The following is a 17,233-nucleotide window of genomic DNA, read 5'->3' as shown; positions in this document are numbered from 1 at the left end:
CCCCCGGCGGTACCCGAGAGTCAGGATCACACCGCGCAGAGCCGGTCGGCGGCCTCTGTCAGCCGGTTCCGGTCGAGGTCCCCGTTCTCCACCGCGGCCACCAGACCGTCGACCGTCGCAGGGACGTCGGCGGCCGTGGAGGTCAGCGGCGCATCGGCCCCGGCACGCAGCGCCTGCACGACCGCCTCGGGACCGTCGTGCAGGTCAGTGATGGCCTGCATGCCGGTGAGGTCGTCGGTGAAGACGATGCCGTCGAAGCCGGGGCCCTCCCCGGTCCCGTCACGCAGCAGCGCGTACGCCGCGGGGTTCAGTGAGGACGGTGCCTCCGCACCGAGCATCTCGCCGGCGTCCAGGCCCGGCGTCTGCATGTGCCCGACCATCACCGCGACACCCGGGATCTGCCACAGTTCGGCGAACGGCGCGAGGTCGGCGCCCATCTCCCCGATCGGCGGCGTGGTGACCGTTCCCTCGTGCGAGTCTCCGGTGGCGTGGCCGTGCCCGGGGAAATGCTTGATCACCGGGGTGACGTCGGCGTCGAGCAGGCCGTCGACGGCGGCACGGCCGTAGTCGGTGACGACCGCGGGGTCGTCGGAGAACGCCCGGTCGCCGATGGCGTTGTCGCTGATCGACTCCCCGCCGGCCAGGTCCACCACCGGCGCGAAGTCCATGGTGATGCCCAGGTCGTGCATCTTGCGGCCGTGCTCGGCGAACACGCCGCGCACCTCCTCCGGGGACAGGGTGTCCGCCAGCTCCCGCGCGGACGGCAGGTCCCCGATGATCTCGCCGAGCCGCTGGACCTGGCCCCCCTCCTCGTCGACGGAGACGGTCAGTTCCCCGCCGGCGTTCGCGGCACGCTCCTTGAGCGCGGTGATGCTGCGTTCCGGGTCACCCTGCCCGTCGAGGATCGACAGGTCGGTGGAGGAGCCGATGAAGATGTGGCGCACCCCGGCATCCACGGCGTCGGCGGCGTCGTCGAAGCCGACCACACCGACGGCCAGGGTCGACGCGGCCAACGTCGCGAGATCCTGCTCACCGTCCACGCAGGACGGGGGTTGCCCGTCTGGACCATCAGTGGTGGCGGACGTCTCCGGGGCACCCTGCGCCGTGGTCTCCGGGGCGGACGCGGTGCTGGTCGCCGACGCACCGTCGTCCGTCGAACACGCCACCGCACCGAATGCGAGGGTGCCGACCGCCACGGCGGCAAGCACGGTGGCGGGGGTGCGTCTGGGGAGGGAAACCACAGGTGAACTCTACTTTCGTGACGGGGACAGCATGCTCGGCCAAGAAAATCTCCGACGACTTCACGTACCTGCCGTCGCATCTCCCCCTGACCGTACTACGCTCGTGGGCATGGCTAGCGAATCCACGAACAGCGCATCCATGACTGAGACATCCGACAGCCCCGGTGGCCCGGTCGGCTCCTTCGACGGTGACACCGTCCTCATCGCCTTCGACGGTTCGGAGGAGGCCCGCGGCGCCGTCGACTACGCCGGCCGTTTCCTGTCGACGAAGAACGCCTACATCGTGACCGTGTGGGAGCCGATCCACCGGCAGGCCGCCCGGACCGCCGGGATGAGCGGCATGATGCAGCACGACTGGTCCGCCGTCACCGACGACACCGAGGACCCTGCCTACGCCGATGCCGTCGCGATCTGCCGGGAGGGTGTGAGCCTTGCCGAGGGCCACGGCTTCTCGACCGAGCCGTTCCTGGTGGAGTCGGCCACGGCGATCTGGAGTGCGATCGTGGACGCCGCCCGTGAGCTCGACGTCAGCATCATCGTCGCGGGTTCGCGTGCGCTGAGCGGTTGGCGTTCGCTCCTGCAGTCCAGCGTCTCCGACAGCCTGGTCAAGCACGCGGGGCGGCCCGTCCTGATCGTGCCGCCGGTCGACGACGACAATGATGCCGTTGAGACGACGGCAGACACAGCCGGTGAAAACAGCGCAGATGAGGGCACCAGGTAGTATCATCTGGTGAATCTGATCGACCCCCTTGCACCACCGACCTCCACCAGACGGGAATGACCATGCCCACCGAGACTGATTCTCAGCCCCGCCGCACGCTCGGCCCCGCCATCGCCTCTGCGGTCGTCGGTATCGTCCTCGGGGGTGCGGCGGCCCTGTTCGCCGGCAGTATCGCCGATTCCTCGGACCTGCCGTCGAACCAGATCGCCGTGGACGACGCGGTGATGGGCTCGATCCAGTACGGCGAGCGCCGCTGACCTGTGTGACGCTCTCCCGTCGCGGCTGGTGCCTGGCCGGGTTCCTCTGGCTTCTGCTGTCCCTGGTCCAGGGGACCGGGCTGACCGTCGCAGACACCAAACATGACCTCACGGCGGACCCGTGGGGTTTCCTTGCGCAGGCCCTGTCCCCCTGGACGGACGTCTTCCCGTTGGGCCAGCTGCAGAACCAGGCCTACGGCTACCTCTTCCCCCAGGGTCTGTTCTTCGCCCTGCTCGACCCGCTGCCCGACTGGCTGACCCAACGGTTGTGGTGGGCACTGCTACTGTTCCTCGCCTTCGCCGGGACGGTGAAACTCCTGGAGGCGACCGGGACCGGGTCACGGCACTCGCGCGTGGTGGCGGCGGTGTTGTTCGCCCTGAGTCCCCGGATCATCACCACGCTGGGGGCGATCTCCTCGGAGGCGTGGACGGTGGCCCTGGTGCCGTGGATCATGCTGCCGGTGGTACGGGTGCTGGCGCCGGGGCCGCGTCCGACGACCCGCCGGGTCGCCGCCGCAGGCCTGGGATCCGCCGTCGCGGTTCTGTGTCTGGGGGCGGTCAATGCGGTGGCGACGCTGGCCGCGGTGGTGCCCGCGGTGCTGTGGTGGCTGGTGCAGGGCGTGTTCGCCGGTGGGGGCCCCAGTGGGAGGCCCGGTGGGAGCCCCGGTACTGATGCGGCATCGCGGAAGGAGCGTCGTCGCACGGCGTGGCGCCTCGCCGCCTGGTGGGTGCCCGGTGGTGTGCTCGCCTGCTTCTGGTGGATCGGCCCGCTGCTGATCCTGGGGCGGTACTCCCCGCCGTTCACCGACTACATCGAGTCCGGCGGGCTGACCACGCACTGGTTCAACCTGGGCGAGGTGCTGCGTGGGACGACGAGCTGGACGCCGTTCCTGTCGACCGAGCGGCAGGGCGGCTTCGCCCTCGCCACCGAGGCGGTGTTCGTGGCCGCGACACTGGCCGTGGCGTTGCTCGGGCTGGCAGGCCTCGCCGGTGCGGTAGGCGCAGGCGGCACCGGCGGCGGAGGCGGGGCGCGCCGCCGTATGCCGTTCGCGGGGACGTGGCTGGTGATGCTCGGGGCGGGCGTCCTGGTGTTCGGCCTGGCTGCCGCGCCGTTCTCACCCGTTGCCGATCAGGTCCAGTCGTTCCTCGACGGTGCAGGAGCCCCGCTGCGCAACCTGCACAAGTTCGACGCGCTGGTCCACCTCCCGCTGATCGCCGGCGTCGCGCACCTGCTGGGTGGCCTCAGCGTCCCGCGCGACCGGCAGGCCTGGCTGCATCCGGAGAGGAACCGGTCGGTGGTGACGGCGACGGCGCTCGTCCTGGTCGTGGTGGTCGCCACGGCTCCGGCGTGGACCGGGCGGCTGGTGCCCGAGGGCGGCTACCGCGATGTGCCGTCGTCCTGGCAGGAGGCCGCGGACTGGCTCAACGACCCGGCGAACGGGGCGGACACAACCCGCACCATGATTCTCCCGGAGGCACGCACCGCCTGGCAGACCTGGGGGAACACCCGGGACGAGCCGGCGCAGGCACTGTTGGACGTGCCGTGGGTGGTGCGCGACGCCATCCCTCTGGTGCCGCCGGAGGCGATCCGTGGTCTCGACGGGCTGCAACGGGAGATCGTCACCGACGGGGCATCCGGGGCGAACCCGGCGCTGGCCGACACCCTGCTGCAGCAGGGGGTGGGGTACCTGCTGGTGCGCACCGACCTGGCACGGGCCGCCGACACGCCCGGTGCCCGGGCCGTCCTGCGGACCCTCACCGACTCTGCGGCGGCGGGCGGATTCTCCGAGGTCGCCGATTTCGGTGGCGGGGACGGCGGAGATAACGGGGCCGAGGGCGCCGACATCAGGATCTTCCGGGTGGACGGAACCGACGCCGGCGCCGGCGGCTCCGGTACACACCTGGTCGACAGCGACGACCTGGAGGTCACCGCCGGTGGGCCGGAGGTGCTGCCCCGTCTGGCCGCCGCCGATGCCGCGGCAGGACGCCCGCTCCGCGACCGGATCCTCGTCCAGGACGTCCCCGACGACGCCTGGGGCACCGGGGCAGAGACCGTGACGGACACGCCCGCCCTGCGGGAACACAACTACGGCAACGTCACCGGCGCCGAGTCCGACATCCGCGCCGCCGACGACGCCCGGAACACCCGGAACCCAGTCCGGGACTACCCCACCGGCCTCGACGACGCCGACCTCACCCAAATCCGGGAGCGCGGCGGGACGGTCACCGCGAGTTCCTCCGCCGCCGACCCGACGTCGATCGGCGGGGCGGAGCCGTACTCCGGGCCGTCCGCCGCGGTCGACGGTGTCGCGGAGACCGCGTGGCGGCCGGGGACCGGGTCACCGGTCAACCAGACGCTCACCGTGGACCTGGACGAACCGCGCAGTCAGATGTCGCTGTCGGCCCGGGCCGCGGGGAGTCCGGTGCGGGTGCAGGCCACCACGTTCCTCGGCGGGCAGACGGTCGCGTCGACGACCACGCTGGTTCCCGGCTACCGGGAGGCCGGGGAGGACGACCGCCCCGTCGTCCTGCCCAGTGGGGAGGCCGACCGGGTGGAACTGCGCATCGTCGGGTCATGGGGCGACCCGGGGCTCAGCGAGGTCACGCTCACCGAGCTGGACAGTGGCGAGGACGTGACCCCGCGCCGCGACATCGTGGTCCCCACCGGAGGGGAGATGCCACGACGGTGGGTGCTGGGCCAGGAGATCTACGAGTTCGAGATGCGCCGCACCATCACCGTGCCGGACGCGCGGGACGGCGACACACCGGTCACCGCGACCTTCACCTCGGACCGGTGCGCCGCAGCCCGGGACACGGTGAGCACCATCGACGGGGTCCCGGTGAACTGCGGTGACACCGTGACCCTGGCCCCCGGTGAGCACGAGGTGCGCAGCCGGGACCGGTGGGTGTCGCTGGACGTGCAGGGGCAGGACACGGCGAGCAACGGCACATCCGGCGCCTCGTCCGGTGACCGGGTCGTGGTGACCCCGACCTCGGTCAACGAGGGGCGCGCCGCCGAGCTGGACGGCACGGCGCTGGAGTCGGTGACGGTCAACGGCTGGCAGCAGGGGTGGGTGGTGCCTGCCGGCGTGGCCGACGGACTGTCGGATGACGAGGTCGTCTCGGCGGTGGAGGTCAGCTTCACCGCGACCGACACCTATCAACGGTGGTTGGGCGCAGGACTGCTCGGCGCACTAGTGCTGCTGCTCTGCTGGTCGTGCGCGTGGTGGCCGGGACGACGCGACAAGACCGGCGACGCTGCCGCGGTGGCTGCTGCCAGGGCGACCGGTTCTGACGCGGAGCCAGGTGTCGCCCGGCGCGTATGTTCGGCGGCGGGCACGCTCGCCCTGTCCGTGGGTGTCGCCGGCCTGCCGGGCGGAGTCGTCGGCGCGCTCACCATAGCACTCACCCTCGGCGTCCCCGCTGGCGTCCGCCGGCTCCCCGAGCGGACCGCTGCGTCTCGGACAGTCCGCCTGGTTCTCCGCCCCCTTGTCCGACTGACGAGGCCAGCTGCACTCGCAATGATCCTCGGCGGTGCAGGGGCGGTGATGACGGTGCGCGGCCCCTGGGGCAGCGGTGACTACGCCGGCTACTCATGGATCCCCGAACTGCTGTTCCTCGGCTGCCTGGTGGCCACGGTATGCAGTGCGGTCGTCGGCGGACACGGCCTGCGACAACCGAGCCAGGAGCCCCACCTGACCACCGGGCAGTACCCGGTCGAGGAGAAGGACGGTAGACAGCCGCCCTCTACTTGATAGCTACTTGATAGATCCGATGACAAGTAGACAAGCCTGTTGACCTGCACTGACAGTTCTACTTGATAGCTACTTGATAGATCTATCAAGTAGACGGCCCCTCCACCACCGGTTCACCGCCCGGCGCGCGGGGTCCTCCACCAGTGCGTAGCTCAGCGCCGCCACCGGGATCGTCAACACCACCGTCGCCACCAGCACGACCGGCATCGACCCCTGGAACAGCCCGACCCCCAGCAGCGGGAACACCAGCGACAGCATCGCCATGTGCCACAGGAAGATCGAGTACGACCACCTCCCCAGCGCCTGCATCACCGCTGAATCCAGCACCCGTGACACCGGCTGCACCACCCACGGCACGATCAGGCACGCAGCAAAAACGAGTCCGTAGAAATTGCGCCGGGCGAACTCACCGTCCCCCGCCGTGACCAGCCCCTCGGGCCCGTCCAGCGCGGCGACCGCCACCGCCAGCACCGCCAGCAGAATCCAGACCCACCGTCGCCCGGCCCAGCGTCGGACGCCCTGAACCATCCGCCCCCTCCCCTGCGCCTCCGCGTCCGACAGCCACCCCTCCAGCTCCGCGGCGAGCAGCCCCGCGCCGAACCAGGACAGGAACGCCCACGGCATGATGTGTGCGTTCACCGCCGCGTCGTGCCAGGCGACGAACGGCCACACATAACTCAGCGAACACACCAGGAGAATCGCCGCGACCCTCACCCGGCGGCTCCGCCGGCCCACCGCCAGCGCGAGCAGTGGCATCACCAGGTAGAAGAACATCTCCACGCACAACGACCACAGGTGTGTCAGCCCGCCGACCAGGCCGTCCGGCACGTAGTTCTGCAGCAGCAGCAGGTTCGCCACCGTGGCGACCGGCCCCGGCCCCCCGCCTTCCGAGGCCACCGGAAACAGCAGCAGCACCACGACCACCGTCACCCAGTACCCCGGCATGATCCGTCCGAGGCGTTTCACGTAGTAGGACGCCCACCCGGTGTCCGGGGCGTAGCGACGCCACAGCAGGAAACCGGACAGTGCGAAGAAGACGGGGACGAAGAAGTCCAGGCGTGCAAACATCCGGTTAACCAGTGCCCCGGTGTCGTTGCCGGTCTGGAAGGCGACGTGGGCGACGACGATCCCCAGCGCGGCGACCGCGCGCATCCCCTCCAGGGCGGGGAGGAATGTTTTCGGGGACCGACTCGTCGCGCTCATCGACGATCAGGATACCGTGGTCACGCTGCCCTCCGGGCTCCAGTCGGGTGAACGTCTCTCACCATTATTGTTTTTCGAGGCGCGTTCCTCCGCCGCACCGTAGTTTCAGCCGGTAAAGTAGCCGTGAATACTCCGCCCGCTGACGTTCACCAGGACAGGAACCAGGCCACATGAAGAAGGTCTTCTCCCACCTCGCCATCATTCTCGGCGCCGCACTGCTGGTCATCGCACTGGCACTGCCGATCTACGTCCTGCCCAAAGGCAAGGTCATCCCGAAGGACATCGAATCGGCGACGGTCACCAAGGTCACCCCCGGGATCCTGACCGACGCCGGCGCGCTCGCCGCCGACGAACCTGTCGCGGGCAAGGACTCACTCCCCGAATGCCGGGGGGAGAACAAGGTGGTCAGCTGCTTCATCTGGCCGGAGACCGACATCCAGTCCCAGCGGTTCGTCACCGCGCAGGACCCCACCAACGACGACGAGGTCACGCTCGAGGCCGGCGGCACCGTCTACCAGGCCGACCTGCCTGAACCGGAGAACCTGCTGTCCGCCGAGATCGACCGGGTGACGCTGGACCGCAAGACCGCCATGCCCGTGGATGAGCCGACCTCGTCACTGAACATCACCGCCCCCAGCCCGGACGGCAGCAACGTCCAGGAGGACGTCCCCCAGTTCACCCGCACGGGCCTGCAGTTCCAGTTCCCCTTCAACACGGAGAAGAAGGCCTACCCGTACTTCGACCACCGGTTGATGGAGACCAACGACATCGACTTCGTCGACCAGGAGAAGATGGACGGTGAGACGGTCTACCGCTTCGAGCAGGAGATCGGGCCGTCGGAGATGTACCCCAACGTCGAGGCCATGCTCAAGGGTGACGGGGAACTCAGCGCCGCCGACCGTCAGTCGCTCGGTTCCCTGAAGCTCGCGTTCCCCGCCGCGAAGTGGGGCCTCGCCCCCGACGAGGTGGACGGCTGGGATCCGGAGGACGAACCCGCCGCGACGAACGAGGACGAGGATTCCGACGAGGGTTCGGACGAGGAGGGCGAGGCCGGCGGCGACGCTGACCTGGGACCGGAGGTCGAGATGAGCCGGTACTACACGGTCAACCGCGTCCTGCGCGTCCAGCCCGACACCGGCGTGATCGTGCACGGAGCCGAGGAAGTCTGGATGTTCTACGCCCGCGACGACGCCGAGGCCGAGGAGATGGCCAAGCCCGAGAACCGCGAGCGCGAGCTGGAGAGCCCGACCCGGACCGCGCTGTACTACCCCGGTGAGTTCAACGACGAGACCCACCAGAACCAGATGGCCCGGGCGAAGGACGGTCTGAAGAGCATGGACCTCATCGGCACCTACATCCCCTGGGGCGCCGGAATCATCGGCGTCATCCTGCTGGTCATCGGTTTCCTGCTCTCCCGGTCCGCCGGCCGCCACCGGAACTGACCTCCGCATCCCAGCGTCCCAGCGTCGGTAACCCGGTCACCGATTACGCCTCGCCTTCGTCACGACCGGTGGTTTTACCCATCACCCCGGCTGCCGAGGCGTAATCCGCGCACCGCACCTACGATGAGACGATGACCCCGCAGGACCAGAGCCCGCCACACCCGATGACGCGGCACCGGCGACTGCTGCTCCACCTGTGGTGCATCGTGCTGACCGGCGTCGTCTTCTGGCCGTTCCTCGCCACGCTGGTCAGCTACGCGGCACCGGGGTCCGACCCGGTGTCCCTGATCCTTCGCGACATGGTCGTCCCCCACTCGATGGCCTTGAACGACCTCGCCACGGGACGTGACGGGCTGCCCCGCGCGATCCCCCAGGACACCGTCCTGGCCTGGTTGTCCCCTGTCATACCGCCGCCGGTGACGGTCAGCATCCTCATGCTCGTCGCTGGCTACATCGGCGCCCTCGGCGCGGCGGCACTCGCCCGGCAGGTCGGCAGTGACCGTGCCGGATCCCCCGCCAGTACCCTCGCCGGTTCCGTCGCCGCAACGGTCACCCTGTGGAACCCCTTCGTCGCCGAACGGTTGCTGCAGGGCCACTGGTCGGTCGTCCTCGCCGGGATACTGCTGCCCGCCGTGGCCGTGTGTGCGATGCGACGCTCCCCGGCATCGCTGGTCGCCCTCGTGGCACTCCTCGCACTCTGCGCGCTCACCCCGACCGGCCTCATCCTGGCCACCGTGACGGCGGTGATGGCCGCCCTCGCCAGCCCGGCACCGGCACGGCGGGTAGTCACCGTCCTCGCCACCGCCGTCGTCTTCTCCCTTCCCTGGGTCGTTCCGACACTGGTCACCGCGGGGGCCGACGCGACGCGGACCGACGCTGCCGGGGCGGCGCTGTTCGCGGCACGGGCCGAACCGGGCGTCGGAACCCTGGGAGCGTTGGCCGGACTCGGCGGGATCTGGAACGCCGACGCGGTCCCCGCCTCCCGTGACACCCTCGCCCCGGTGAGCACCGGCGCCGGGGTGGTTCTCGCGGTCGCGGTCGCCGTGGCTGCGGTACTGCTCATGCGCCGCCGTCGACTGCGGGGCGCCCCGCTGGTCTGGTTGGCGCTGGCGGCGGTCGTCGTCCCCGCCCTGATGTCCACGGGGCCGGGGATCGCCGTCACCGGCTGGTTCCTCGAGCAAGTGCCGGGGGCCGGGCTGGTGCGCGACGGCCAGAAGTTCGTCGTCCTCGCGCTGCCCGGTCTGGTCGTCGTGCTCGGCCAGGGCCTTTCCCGGCTCCCTCGGGGACGGCAGGTCGGGGCGGCCGCCGTCGTACTGACTCTGGTCTGGGTGTCCGTCCCCGCCCTACCGCGGGACGTCGCCGACATCGCCCCGGTGGAGCTCGACCGCACCTACGACGAGCTCGCCGAGCAGGTTGCCGCGTGGCAGGACGACCACGGCGCGACGGCCCGGACACTGCTGTGGCCCCCCGGCAACTACCGGATGATCGGGGACCGTCCTGCGCTGGACCCGTCCCTCAAGATGCTGCCGGGACGCCCGCTCGACCCGGGGTACCTCATCGTCGACGGTGCCCTGGTCGACGGGAATCCGGAGACCCTCGCCGTCCTCACCGAGCTGGCGGGCGGGGAGGACACGCTGGAGGACCGGGGGATCGACCTCGTCGTCGTGGAGGACGGCGGCGACAGCCGCGGCGTGGCCGACGTCCTGAACGAGCACGTTGAGCTCTGGTCGTCCGGACGGTGGAGCCTCTACGCCGTCGACAGGTGACGGGAACGGTGTTCGGGTCCGGGAGGCGTCGTCTACTCCAGTTCGACCTTGCGGTTCCAGGAGTACGCGGTCCGCCACAGGCAGAGCAGTGTGAGGATCACCATCGGGATGATGAAACCGAGGGGGATCTCTGCCACATTGACCTCGACCGCACCGGGGTCAACGGCGATGTCGTCGAGGAGGCTGTATCTGCCCAACGTCCAGCCGGACCCGTCGCCGTGAAGCCCGACCGGAATCGCGAACAGGCCGATCAGTGCCACCACCTGGCTGACCATGCCGAGCAGGAAGAACACCAGGACCGGGCCGCCGGCACCGAGGGTCTGCAGCCACCGCTCTTTGCCCACGGAGATCGAGAAGTAGTACTGGACCGGCGCCACCAGGGTCGCGAGGTAGCCTCCGACGAGCACGCCGACAATCAGCCACGCGGGCATCTCGGAGTCCGCGAGTGCGGCCCGGAGCTCGCGGAACATCTCCCCGAGTCCGACGACCTGCTCATTGCCGGCGGCGAAACCGGCCCAGAGGACGCACGCGAGGACCACGGTCACGACCAGGCTCACCGTGGTCACGATGGCGGCCCACAGCATCTTCACCGCGAAGATGCGGCCGCCCTTCACCGGGATAGTCTGGGTGAGGTAGCTGGAGGCCCCGTAGCTGGAGCGCCAGTAGTCGACGGCGAGCACGATCTGCATCACCGGGGTGAACCCCATCACGATCATGACGCCGATGCCCGCGGCCAGCGTGCTGAAGACCGTCCAGTCGACGGCGATCAACGCCGTACACAGCAGGATCGCCAGTGCCGCCATGCCGGTGACGATCGCAAGAAGACTGCGGGTGCGCAGCCACTCGTAGCGGAAAAGTGTGCTGGTCATCGGTACTCCTCCCGGAAGATTCCGTCCAGGCTGGTGCCGTGGTGCGCGCGCAGGTCGTCGGCGCTGCCCTGGAGCATCACCTGGCCGTAGCGCATCATCACCACGGCGTCGAGCATCGGCTCGAGGTCGTGGACGAGATGTGTGGATATCAGCAGCAGCGAATCCTCGGAGAGGTTCGCCATGATGCTCCTGAGGATCGAGTCACGGGCGGACGGGTCCACCCCGGAGATCGGTTCGTCGAGCAGGTAGACCGGTGTGCGCCGCGACATGGCGATCGCCACCTGCACCTTCTCCCGCATGCCCTTGGAGAGCTGCTTGACGCGGAGGTCCTCGTCGATCCCGAAGTCGTTGATCATCGCGCGGGCCTTGTCGATGTCGAAGTCGGCGAAGAAGTCGCTCCACATGGCCAGGCAGAAGCTGACTTTGTGGGACGGGATGAGGAAGCCGGCGTCGGGCAGGAAGGACACGAGCTCCTTGGATTCCGGGCCCGGGGCGTGACCGGCGATGCTCACCTCACCGTCGTATCCCGCGAGGACGCCCGCGAGTGTCTTGAGCAGTGTGGTCTTGCCGCAGCCGTTCTCGCCGAGCAGTCCGACGATCTGTCCGGGCCGCAGGTCCAGGTCGACGCCGGCGATGGCCGTACGTCTGCCGTAGTTCTTGCTGAGCCCACGGGTGTGGATCAGGCCCGTGGCGTGTTGGGTGTCCATCATTGCTCCTCCGTCTCTGTGTCAGTTTCTGTGCCAGTCCCTGTATCCGTCTCTTCCCACCTGGTCGCCACGAGGGACTGCGCCTCGTCCCGGCTCAGTGCCAGTCCGCGGACACGCCGGACGAAGTCGTCGCCGGCACCACGTGCCAGGTTCCGTCGTTCCTCGTCGATCCGGTCACCGTCCCCGGTGACGAAGCGGCCGACGGTCCGCTCGGTACGGCACAGCCCGGCGCGCTCCAGCTCACTCAACGACCGTTGGACGGTGTTGGGGTTCACCCCCAGTTCCGCGGCAAGGTCACGGACGCCGGGAAGGCGCGTCCCCGGTTGCCAGTGACCGACCACGATGCGCCGTGAGAACTCCGCGAGCAGCTGACTCCAGATCGGGGACGAGTTGTCGAAGTCCACGGCCACCTCCTCACATGTTCTCTGTTGTCTCCCTGTACTAGGTATCTAATACACTGACACGACGAAGTGTCGTTGTCAACGCCACCCGTGCCGGAGTTACGCCGACAGAACTCTAAAAACCGCGCTTTCGCACTCTCTGACCTGCTGCTACAGTCCACACCCGACGCACGGTCGGACCGTGCGTCGCCCCATGAGAAGGGGAGTAGTTCCCGGCCGTCCCCGGCCGGAGTGGTGTCGACACACCGGCCGCACGGCCCGGCGCCACACCTGCACCGCAACTGCGCGTACCAGGCGAACGAGACCTTCGGCCCAGCCCCATACCGGACCAGCCGAAGAAGAGGTCACCGACACCATGACAACCACCCAACTCCTGCTCATCGCGCTCGGCGTCTCGGCCGACGCCTTCGCCGTCTCGGTCGCCCAAGGCACCACGATCCGCGAACACGTCGTGCGCCGCATCCTGCTGCTGTCCCTCGTCTTCGGCGCCTTCCAGGCCGTGATGCCACTGCTCGGCTGGGCGCTGGGATCCTCCGTCGCCGGCCTCGTCGAGAGCATCGACCACTGGATCGCCTTCGCCCTGCTCGCCGGCATCGGAACGAAGATGATCGTGGACAGCGTCACCGCCGGCCCGTCCGACTCGTCCGACTCGCCCGGCAGTTCCGGCACGTCGGCCGCGACGTTCACGGTCCGTTCCGTCCTCACCCTCGGCATCGCGACGAGCATCGACGCCCTCGCGGTGGGCATCGGTTTCGCCCTCGTGCCGATCAACATTCTCCTTGCCGTGGGTCTGATCGGCCTGGTCACATTCCTGGCATCCCTGCTGGGCGGCTGGCTCGGCCACCACGGCGGACGCACGCTCGGTAAGCCCGCCACGATCGTCGGTGGCCTCGTCCTCATCGGTATCGGCGCGAGCATCCTGGTCGAGCATCTGGGCTAAACTGGTTTCCCCGTCGGCAGTACCGGGGAGACGTCGTCCCCTTCGAGAAACCCCCGCGACACCGCCGATGACCTGTATCCGCTCATCAGCTCACTGGTGGTGGGCGGTATCCTGCTCATCCTCACCGTCGGTGTCGCGGCGGTGAGTTTCCGGTGGCCGGACAAGGTTCTCGCACTGGTGACGGCGGCGTGTTTCATCATTGCGGCTCTCGCCTACCCCACGTCACGGGCAGACCAGAACCTCCCGGTCATCTTCTCGCTCGGCGTCCTCTATCCCCTCGGACGTGCGCTGGGGCTGGCATGCCTGCTCGTCCTGGTATTCCGCGTGGCCCGGAGGCTGTTCCGGGGTCGCTCGACCGTCACTCCACGAGACCGGTGAGCAGCTCCTCCCAGGCCGCGCCGGTCCGCTGCCAGGAGAACGTCCCCGCCCGCTCCCGTGCAGCCTCCCCCAACGTCGCCAGCCGGGACGGCTCCTCCATCAACTGGGCCAGCGTGTTGATCAGCCCACCTTCCGAGTTGACCAGGACACCGGTGACCCCGTCGACGACACTGTCACGGAGTCCGGCCGACGAGCGGTAGCCCAGGGTGGGCACCCCGTGCAGTCCCGCCTCGATGACCGCCAGCCCCCAGCCCTCTTTGCGGCTGGGCAGGATGTGCAGGTCGGCCCGCGCCAGGATCCGGTGCTTGACCTCCTCGCTGACATGCCCGTGGAACACCACGTGCCCGGACACCCCGAGGTCCTCGGCATGCCGGCGCAACCGTTCAGACCACCACCCGTCCCCGATGATGTCGAGGTAGGTTTCCGGGTGCCGGGGAAGAACGCTGGCCAACGCATCCATGGCGTGCTCGATCTGCTTGTGCGGTACCAGGCGCGAGAGCGTGACAAGGTGGAACCGTCCTTCCTCCGCCGCGTCACCAGGGACGGCATCCGGGGCATCGGGGGCATCGACGCCGTTACGGATCACCGTGATCCGCCCACGTTCCACCCCGAGGTCCACGAGTTCCTCCGCGCTCGGCTCCGACACGGTCACGTAGGGAGTGTTCCGGTGCAGCCACGGGGACAGACGGGACTCAATGAACCAGCCGAGCCGCGACAGCACAGGTCCGGCGACCGGCCACTGCTCCCGGTGGCAGTGGTGGGTCAGCAGCACGGCGCGCGCACCGTCCCGTCCTGCCCCGGCGACCGTGCGTGCGAAGAACGGCACACCGTTCTGCGTGTCGACGACCACGTCCGGACGCTCGCTGCGCAGCATGTACCACCACGCCCGCGGATACACCGTCAGCGCCCCGCCGCCGCGACTGTAGTGGACCCCGTCACGCTGCTCCGACGGCGCGGACCCTGGATAGCGGGCGGTGCGGAACGTCACCGTGTGGCCCTGTCGCGCCAGGTATTCGGCGACACGCTCGAGGTAGACCTCACTGCCACCACCTTCGGGGTGGCCGGAGTCGCGCCAGCACAGCAAGAGAACCTTCATGACCGTTCTCACGATACAGGCATGGCGCAGTGTCCCGGGCGCGCATCTCGTATCATCAGGTCCACGATGCTGACCTTCCCCGCCTTCGCCGTGCCGCCTGCGCTACGCGCGCTCCGCCGACGCGCGACACTGCGCCGTTCCCTCGGTCTGCTCGGCGACTTCCGCTTCGAGCAGACCGACCCCGACCGGTTCTACGGTCACCTCGCCGAGGACACCGTCGGCCTGCTCGCCGACCTCTGGAGCGATGCGTCCGGCGCCCCCCTCCGCGGACGCCGCATCCTCGACGTCGGCGGCGGCCCCGGCTACTTCGGCCGGGCGTTCGCCGCGGCAGGAGTCGAACCCGGTGACTACGTCACCTGTGAACCCGATGTCGGCGAGATGGCTGCGGCGGGGATCCGACTGCAGTCCTCGGTGCGCGGGTCCGGCATGGACCTGCCGTTCGCCGACGACGTCTTCGACATCACCTACTCCTCCAATGTCGCCGAGCACGTCCCCGACCCGTGGCGCATGGCCGACGAGATGCTGCGCGTCACCCGTCCGGGCGGACTGGTGGTCTACTCCTACACCTGCTGGCTGGGCCCCTTCGGCGGGCATGAGACCGGCCTGTGGCAGCACTACGTCGGCGGCGAGTTCGCCGCGCGCCGGTACGAGAGGAAGAACGGGCATCCCCCGAAGAACCGTTGGGGTGAGAGTCTGTTCAACGTCTCCTGCGCAGACGGACTGCACTTCGCGGAGGACGTCGCGGCCGGGCAGCGCGCGCAGGACGCCGAGTTCCTCACCGCGTTCCCCCGCTACCACCCGTGGTGGGCGTGGTGGATGGTCGATGTCCCGGGACTGCGGGAAGTGGCCGTCTCGAACCTGGTTCTCGTGCTGCGGCGGAGGTGACCGACCGCGTCACACATCAGGCGTCGCCGCCCCGGCAACACGGTCCGGTCCCCGGGTCGTCCTCGGCGTGTCAGCTGAGCCACCTCCGGGGTCACGGGAAGGGTGATTTCATGACCCGTGCGGTGGCTCACATGACAGACTCCTCCGCGTCGGCCCACGGGAACGACCCCGTCCACCGCCACATGTAGCTTCACGACACAAAACCGCAGGAAAACGGCACCCCCGAACCTCGCCCGAATGCCACATGCAACCAGATATAGGGATAGAGTGATCGGCGACACATGTTGCACACCGATGTCGTCGCACCAACAAGTGAGGCAAGTGAGGACCGTCATGACGAACAACACCATCCCCGAGGCTTTCATCTACGAAGCCGTTCGAACCCCCCGCGGTAAAGGCAAGCCGGGCGGCAGCCTCCACACCGTCAAACCCGTCGACCTGCTCAGCGGTCTTATCACCGAGATCCTCGACCGCAACCCGGGCCTCGACCCGGCGGCGGTCGGCGACATCATCTCCGGCGTGGTCACCCCGCTCGGCGACCAGGGCATGGACATCGCCCGCACCGCCGCCCTGAACGCGGGCCTGCCCTACTCCGCGACCGGTGTGCAGGTCAACCGTTACTGCGCCTCCGGCCTGACCGCCCTGAACCTGGGCGCGATGAAGATCCGTTCCGGCTGGGAGGACCTCGTCCTCGCCGGTGGCGTGGAGTCGATGTCGCGCGTCCCGATGGGCTCCGATGGCGGCGCCCTGGCCATGGATCCGGAGACCTCCTTCGCCAACGACTTCATCCCGCAGGGCATCTCCGCCGACCTCATCGCCACGCTCGACGGCGTCGGCCGTGAGGAGCTCGACGCCTACGCCTCCCGCTCCCACGAGCGTGCGGCCAAGGCCTGGGAGGAGAACCGCTTCGCCAACTCCGTCGTCCCGGTCAAGGACCGCAACGGCGTGACCGTGCTCGACCGTGACGAGACCATCCGCCCCGGGACCACCCCGGAGAAGCTCGCCGGCCTGCGCCCCGCCTTCGCCTCCATGGGCGAGATGGGCGGCTTCGACGCCGTGGCGCTGACGAAGTACCCGCAGCTCGAGAGCATCAACCACGTGCACCACGGCGGCAACTCCTCCGGCATCGTCGACGGCGCCTCCCTGCTGATGATCGGTTCCGAGGCCGCCGGCAAGAAGAACGACCTCACCCCTCGTGCACGCGTCGTCGCCGCGGTGACCACCGGTGTCGAGCCGACGATCATGCTCACCGCCCCGGCCCCGGCCGCCCGCGCCGCCCTTGAACAGGCCGGCCTGACGGCCGACGACATCGACGTCTGGGAGATCAACGAGGCCTTCTCCTCGGTCGTCCTGCGTGCCCAGCGCGACCTGAACATCCCGGACGAGAAGCTCAACATCAACGGCGGCGCCATCGCCATGGGCCACCCGCTGGGAGCCACCGGCGCGATGATCACCGGCACCGCCGTGGACGAACTGCACCGCACCGGCGGACGGTACGCCCTGATCACCCTCTGCGTCGCCGCGGGCATGGGTGTGGCCACCATCATCGAGCGCGTCTAACCCACTGCTGAA

15 protein-coding genes are annotated in these 17,233 nt (G+C 69.2%); 9 read left to right on the top strand and 6 right to left on the bottom strand.

Translation table 11 applies throughout. The annotated features are described in order from the left end of the window. Positions 1-26: 26 nt before the first annotated feature. Positions 27-1,241 carry a glycoside hydrolase family 3 N-terminal domain-containing protein gene (locus PQI66_RS09585; RefSeq protein ID WP_339997857.1) on the bottom strand — a complete coding sequence of 405 codons (1,215 nt, stop codon included), beginning with the start codon at positions 1,239-1,241 and terminating at the stop codon, positions 27-29. A 139-nt stretch (positions 1,242-1,380) separates the two neighbouring features. On the opposite strand from PQI66_RS09585, the gene PQI66_RS09580 reads away from it, so the two are divergent. The 3 genes from PQI66_RS09580 to PQI66_RS09570 all read left to right on the top strand — a co-directional run bounded on the left by PQI66_RS09580 (position 1,381) and on the right by PQI66_RS09570 (position 5,974). Continuing rightward, complete coding sequence (locus PQI66_RS09580) at positions 1,381-1,962, top strand: universal stress protein (RefSeq protein WP_339997855.1); 582 nt, start codon at positions 1,381-1,383, stop codon at positions 1,960-1,962. A gap of 62 nt (positions 1,963-2,024) precedes the next feature. After that, the gene (locus PQI66_RS09575; protein WP_339997853.1) at positions 2,025-2,219 is read left to right on the top strand and encodes a DUF2613 domain-containing protein; all 195 of its coding nucleotides are present in this window, start codon (positions 2,025-2,027) and stop codon (positions 2,217-2,219) included. A 5-nt stretch (positions 2,220-2,224) separates the two neighbouring features. Further along, a complete protein-coding gene (locus PQI66_RS09570) occupies positions 2,225-5,974 on the top strand; it encodes an alpha-(1->3)-arabinofuranosyltransferase (RefSeq protein ID WP_339997852.1) in 3,750 nt (1,249 codons plus the stop codon). Positions 5,975-6,043: 69 nt separating this feature from the next. On the opposite strand, the gene PQI66_RS09565 is transcribed toward PQI66_RS09570, so the two are convergent. Further along, positions 6,044-7,177 (bottom strand): acyltransferase family protein, encoded by a 1,134-nt coding sequence (locus PQI66_RS09565; RefSeq protein WP_339997851.1) that lies wholly within the window; start codon positions 7,175-7,177, stop codon positions 6,044-6,046. A gap of 170 nt (positions 7,178-7,347) precedes the next feature. On the opposite strand from PQI66_RS09565, the gene PQI66_RS09560 reads away from it, so the two are divergent. Next, positions 7,348-8,619 (top strand): DUF3068 domain-containing protein, encoded by a 1,272-nt coding sequence (locus tag PQI66_RS09560; protein WP_339997849.1) that lies wholly within the window; start codon positions 7,348-7,350, stop codon positions 8,617-8,619. 131 nt (positions 8,620-8,750) lie between these two features. Further along, the gene (locus tag PQI66_RS09555) at positions 8,751-10,385 is read left to right on the top strand and encodes a hypothetical protein (protein WP_339997848.1); all 1,635 of its coding nucleotides are present in this window, start codon (positions 8,751-8,753) and stop codon (positions 10,383-10,385) included. A 32-nt stretch (positions 10,386-10,417) separates the two neighbouring features. Here PQI66_RS09555 and PQI66_RS09550 read toward each other — a convergent pair whose 3' ends face one another. The 3 genes from PQI66_RS09550 to PQI66_RS09540 are packed head-to-tail and all read right to left on the bottom strand — an operon-like array spanning position 10,418 to position 12,365. Continuing rightward, the gene (locus PQI66_RS09550; RefSeq protein WP_339997846.1) at positions 10,418-11,254 is read right to left on the bottom strand and encodes a hypothetical protein; all 837 of its coding nucleotides are present in this window, start codon (positions 11,252-11,254) and stop codon (positions 10,418-10,420) included. Continuing rightward, a complete protein-coding gene (locus PQI66_RS09545) occupies positions 11,251-11,961 on the bottom strand; it encodes an ABC transporter ATP-binding protein (protein ID WP_339997845.1) in 711 nt (236 codons plus the stop codon). The genes PQI66_RS09550 and PQI66_RS09545 overlap by 4 nt, the downstream gene beginning before the upstream one ends. Continuing rightward, positions 11,961-12,365 (bottom strand): GntR family transcriptional regulator, encoded by a 405-nt coding sequence (locus tag PQI66_RS09540; protein WP_339997842.1) that lies wholly within the window; start codon positions 12,363-12,365, stop codon positions 11,961-11,963. The genes PQI66_RS09545 and PQI66_RS09540 overlap by 1 nt, the downstream gene beginning before the upstream one ends. Before the next feature lie 352 nt (positions 12,366-12,717). On the opposite strand from PQI66_RS09540, the gene PQI66_RS09535 reads away from it, so the two are divergent. Both PQI66_RS09535 and PQI66_RS09530 read left to right on the top strand, forming a co-directional pair. Further along, on the top strand, positions 12,718-13,302 hold the full coding sequence (locus PQI66_RS09535; protein ID WP_339997841.1) for a manganese efflux pump MntP: 585 nt from the start codon (positions 12,718-12,720) through the stop codon (positions 13,300-13,302). Positions 13,303-13,398: 96 nt separating this feature from the next. Further along, a complete protein-coding gene (locus PQI66_RS09530) occupies positions 13,399-13,680 on the top strand; it encodes a hypothetical protein (RefSeq protein WP_339997839.1) in 282 nt (93 codons plus the stop codon). Here the strand turns inward: PQI66_RS09530 and PQI66_RS09525 are convergent. Next, positions 13,661-14,776, bottom strand: coding sequence for a glycosyltransferase family 4 protein (locus tag PQI66_RS09525; RefSeq protein ID WP_339997838.1), 1,116 nt, complete (start codon positions 14,774-14,776; stop codon positions 13,661-13,663). The two genes, PQI66_RS09530 and PQI66_RS09525, sit on opposite strands and share 20 nt — an antisense overlap. A 66-nt stretch (positions 14,777-14,842) precedes the next feature. Here PQI66_RS09525 and PQI66_RS09520 point away from each other — a divergent pair, with 66 nt between their 5' ends. Beyond that, positions 14,843-15,661 (top strand): class I SAM-dependent methyltransferase, encoded by an 819-nt coding sequence (locus PQI66_RS09520; protein ID WP_339997836.1) that lies wholly within the window; start codon positions 14,843-14,845, stop codon positions 15,659-15,661. A 333-nt stretch (positions 15,662-15,994) separates the two neighbouring features. After that, positions 15,995-17,221: an acetyl-CoA C-acetyltransferase gene (locus PQI66_RS09515; protein WP_339997834.1), complete on the top strand. Its 1,227-nt coding sequence runs from the start codon at positions 15,995-15,997 to the stop codon at positions 17,219-17,221. The last annotated feature ends 12 nt before the right edge of the window (positions 17,222-17,233 follow it).

The sequence above is a fragment of the Corynebacterium sp. USCH3 genome (assembly GCF_037619475.1).
GTDB lineage: Bacteria > Actinomycetota > Actinomycetes > Mycobacteriales > Mycobacteriaceae > Corynebacterium.
The sequence above is the reverse complement of the archived record's forward strand: the minus strand, read 5'-3'. Positions and strand labels throughout refer to the sequence as shown.

Excerpts from the sequence above, each read along its gene's own strand:
- PQI66_RS09525 (WP_339997838.1), bottom strand. The coding sequence starts at position 14,776 with ATGAAGGTTCTCTTGCTGTGCTGGCGCGACTCCGGCCACCCCGAAGGT.
- PQI66_RS09555 (WP_339997848.1), top strand. The coding sequence starts at position 8,751 with ATGACCCCGCAGGACCAGAGCCCGCCACACCCGATGACGCGGCACCGG.
- PQI66_RS09560 (WP_339997849.1), top strand. The coding sequence starts at position 7,348 with ATGAAGAAGGTCTTCTCCCACCTCGCCATCATTCTCGGCGCCGCACTG.
- PQI66_RS09535 (WP_339997841.1), top strand. The coding sequence starts at position 12,718 with ATGACAACCACCCAACTCCTGCTCATCGCGCTCGGCGTCTCGGCCGAC.
- PQI66_RS09515 (WP_339997834.1), top strand. The coding sequence starts at position 15,995 with ATGACGAACAACACCATCCCCGAGGCTTTCATCTACGAAGCCGTTCGA.
- PQI66_RS09565 (WP_339997851.1), bottom strand. The coding sequence starts at position 7,177 with ATGAGCGCGACGAGTCGGTCCCCGAAAACATTCCTCCCCGCCCTGGAG.
- PQI66_RS09545 (WP_339997845.1), bottom strand. The coding sequence starts at position 11,961 with ATGGACACCCAACACGCCACGGGCCTGATCCACACCCGTGGGCTCAGC.
- PQI66_RS09580 (WP_339997855.1), top strand. The coding sequence starts at position 1,381 with ATGACTGAGACATCCGACAGCCCCGGTGGCCCGGTCGGCTCCTTCGAC.
- PQI66_RS09575 (WP_339997853.1), top strand. The coding sequence starts at position 2,025 with ATGCCCACCGAGACTGATTCTCAGCCCCGCCGCACGCTCGGCCCCGCC.
- PQI66_RS09550 (WP_339997846.1), bottom strand. The coding sequence starts at position 11,254 with ATGACCAGCACACTTTTCCGCTACGAGTGGCTGCGCACCCGCAGTCTT.
- PQI66_RS09520 (WP_339997836.1), top strand. The coding sequence starts at position 14,843 with ATGCTGACCTTCCCCGCCTTCGCCGTGCCGCCTGCGCTACGCGCGCTC.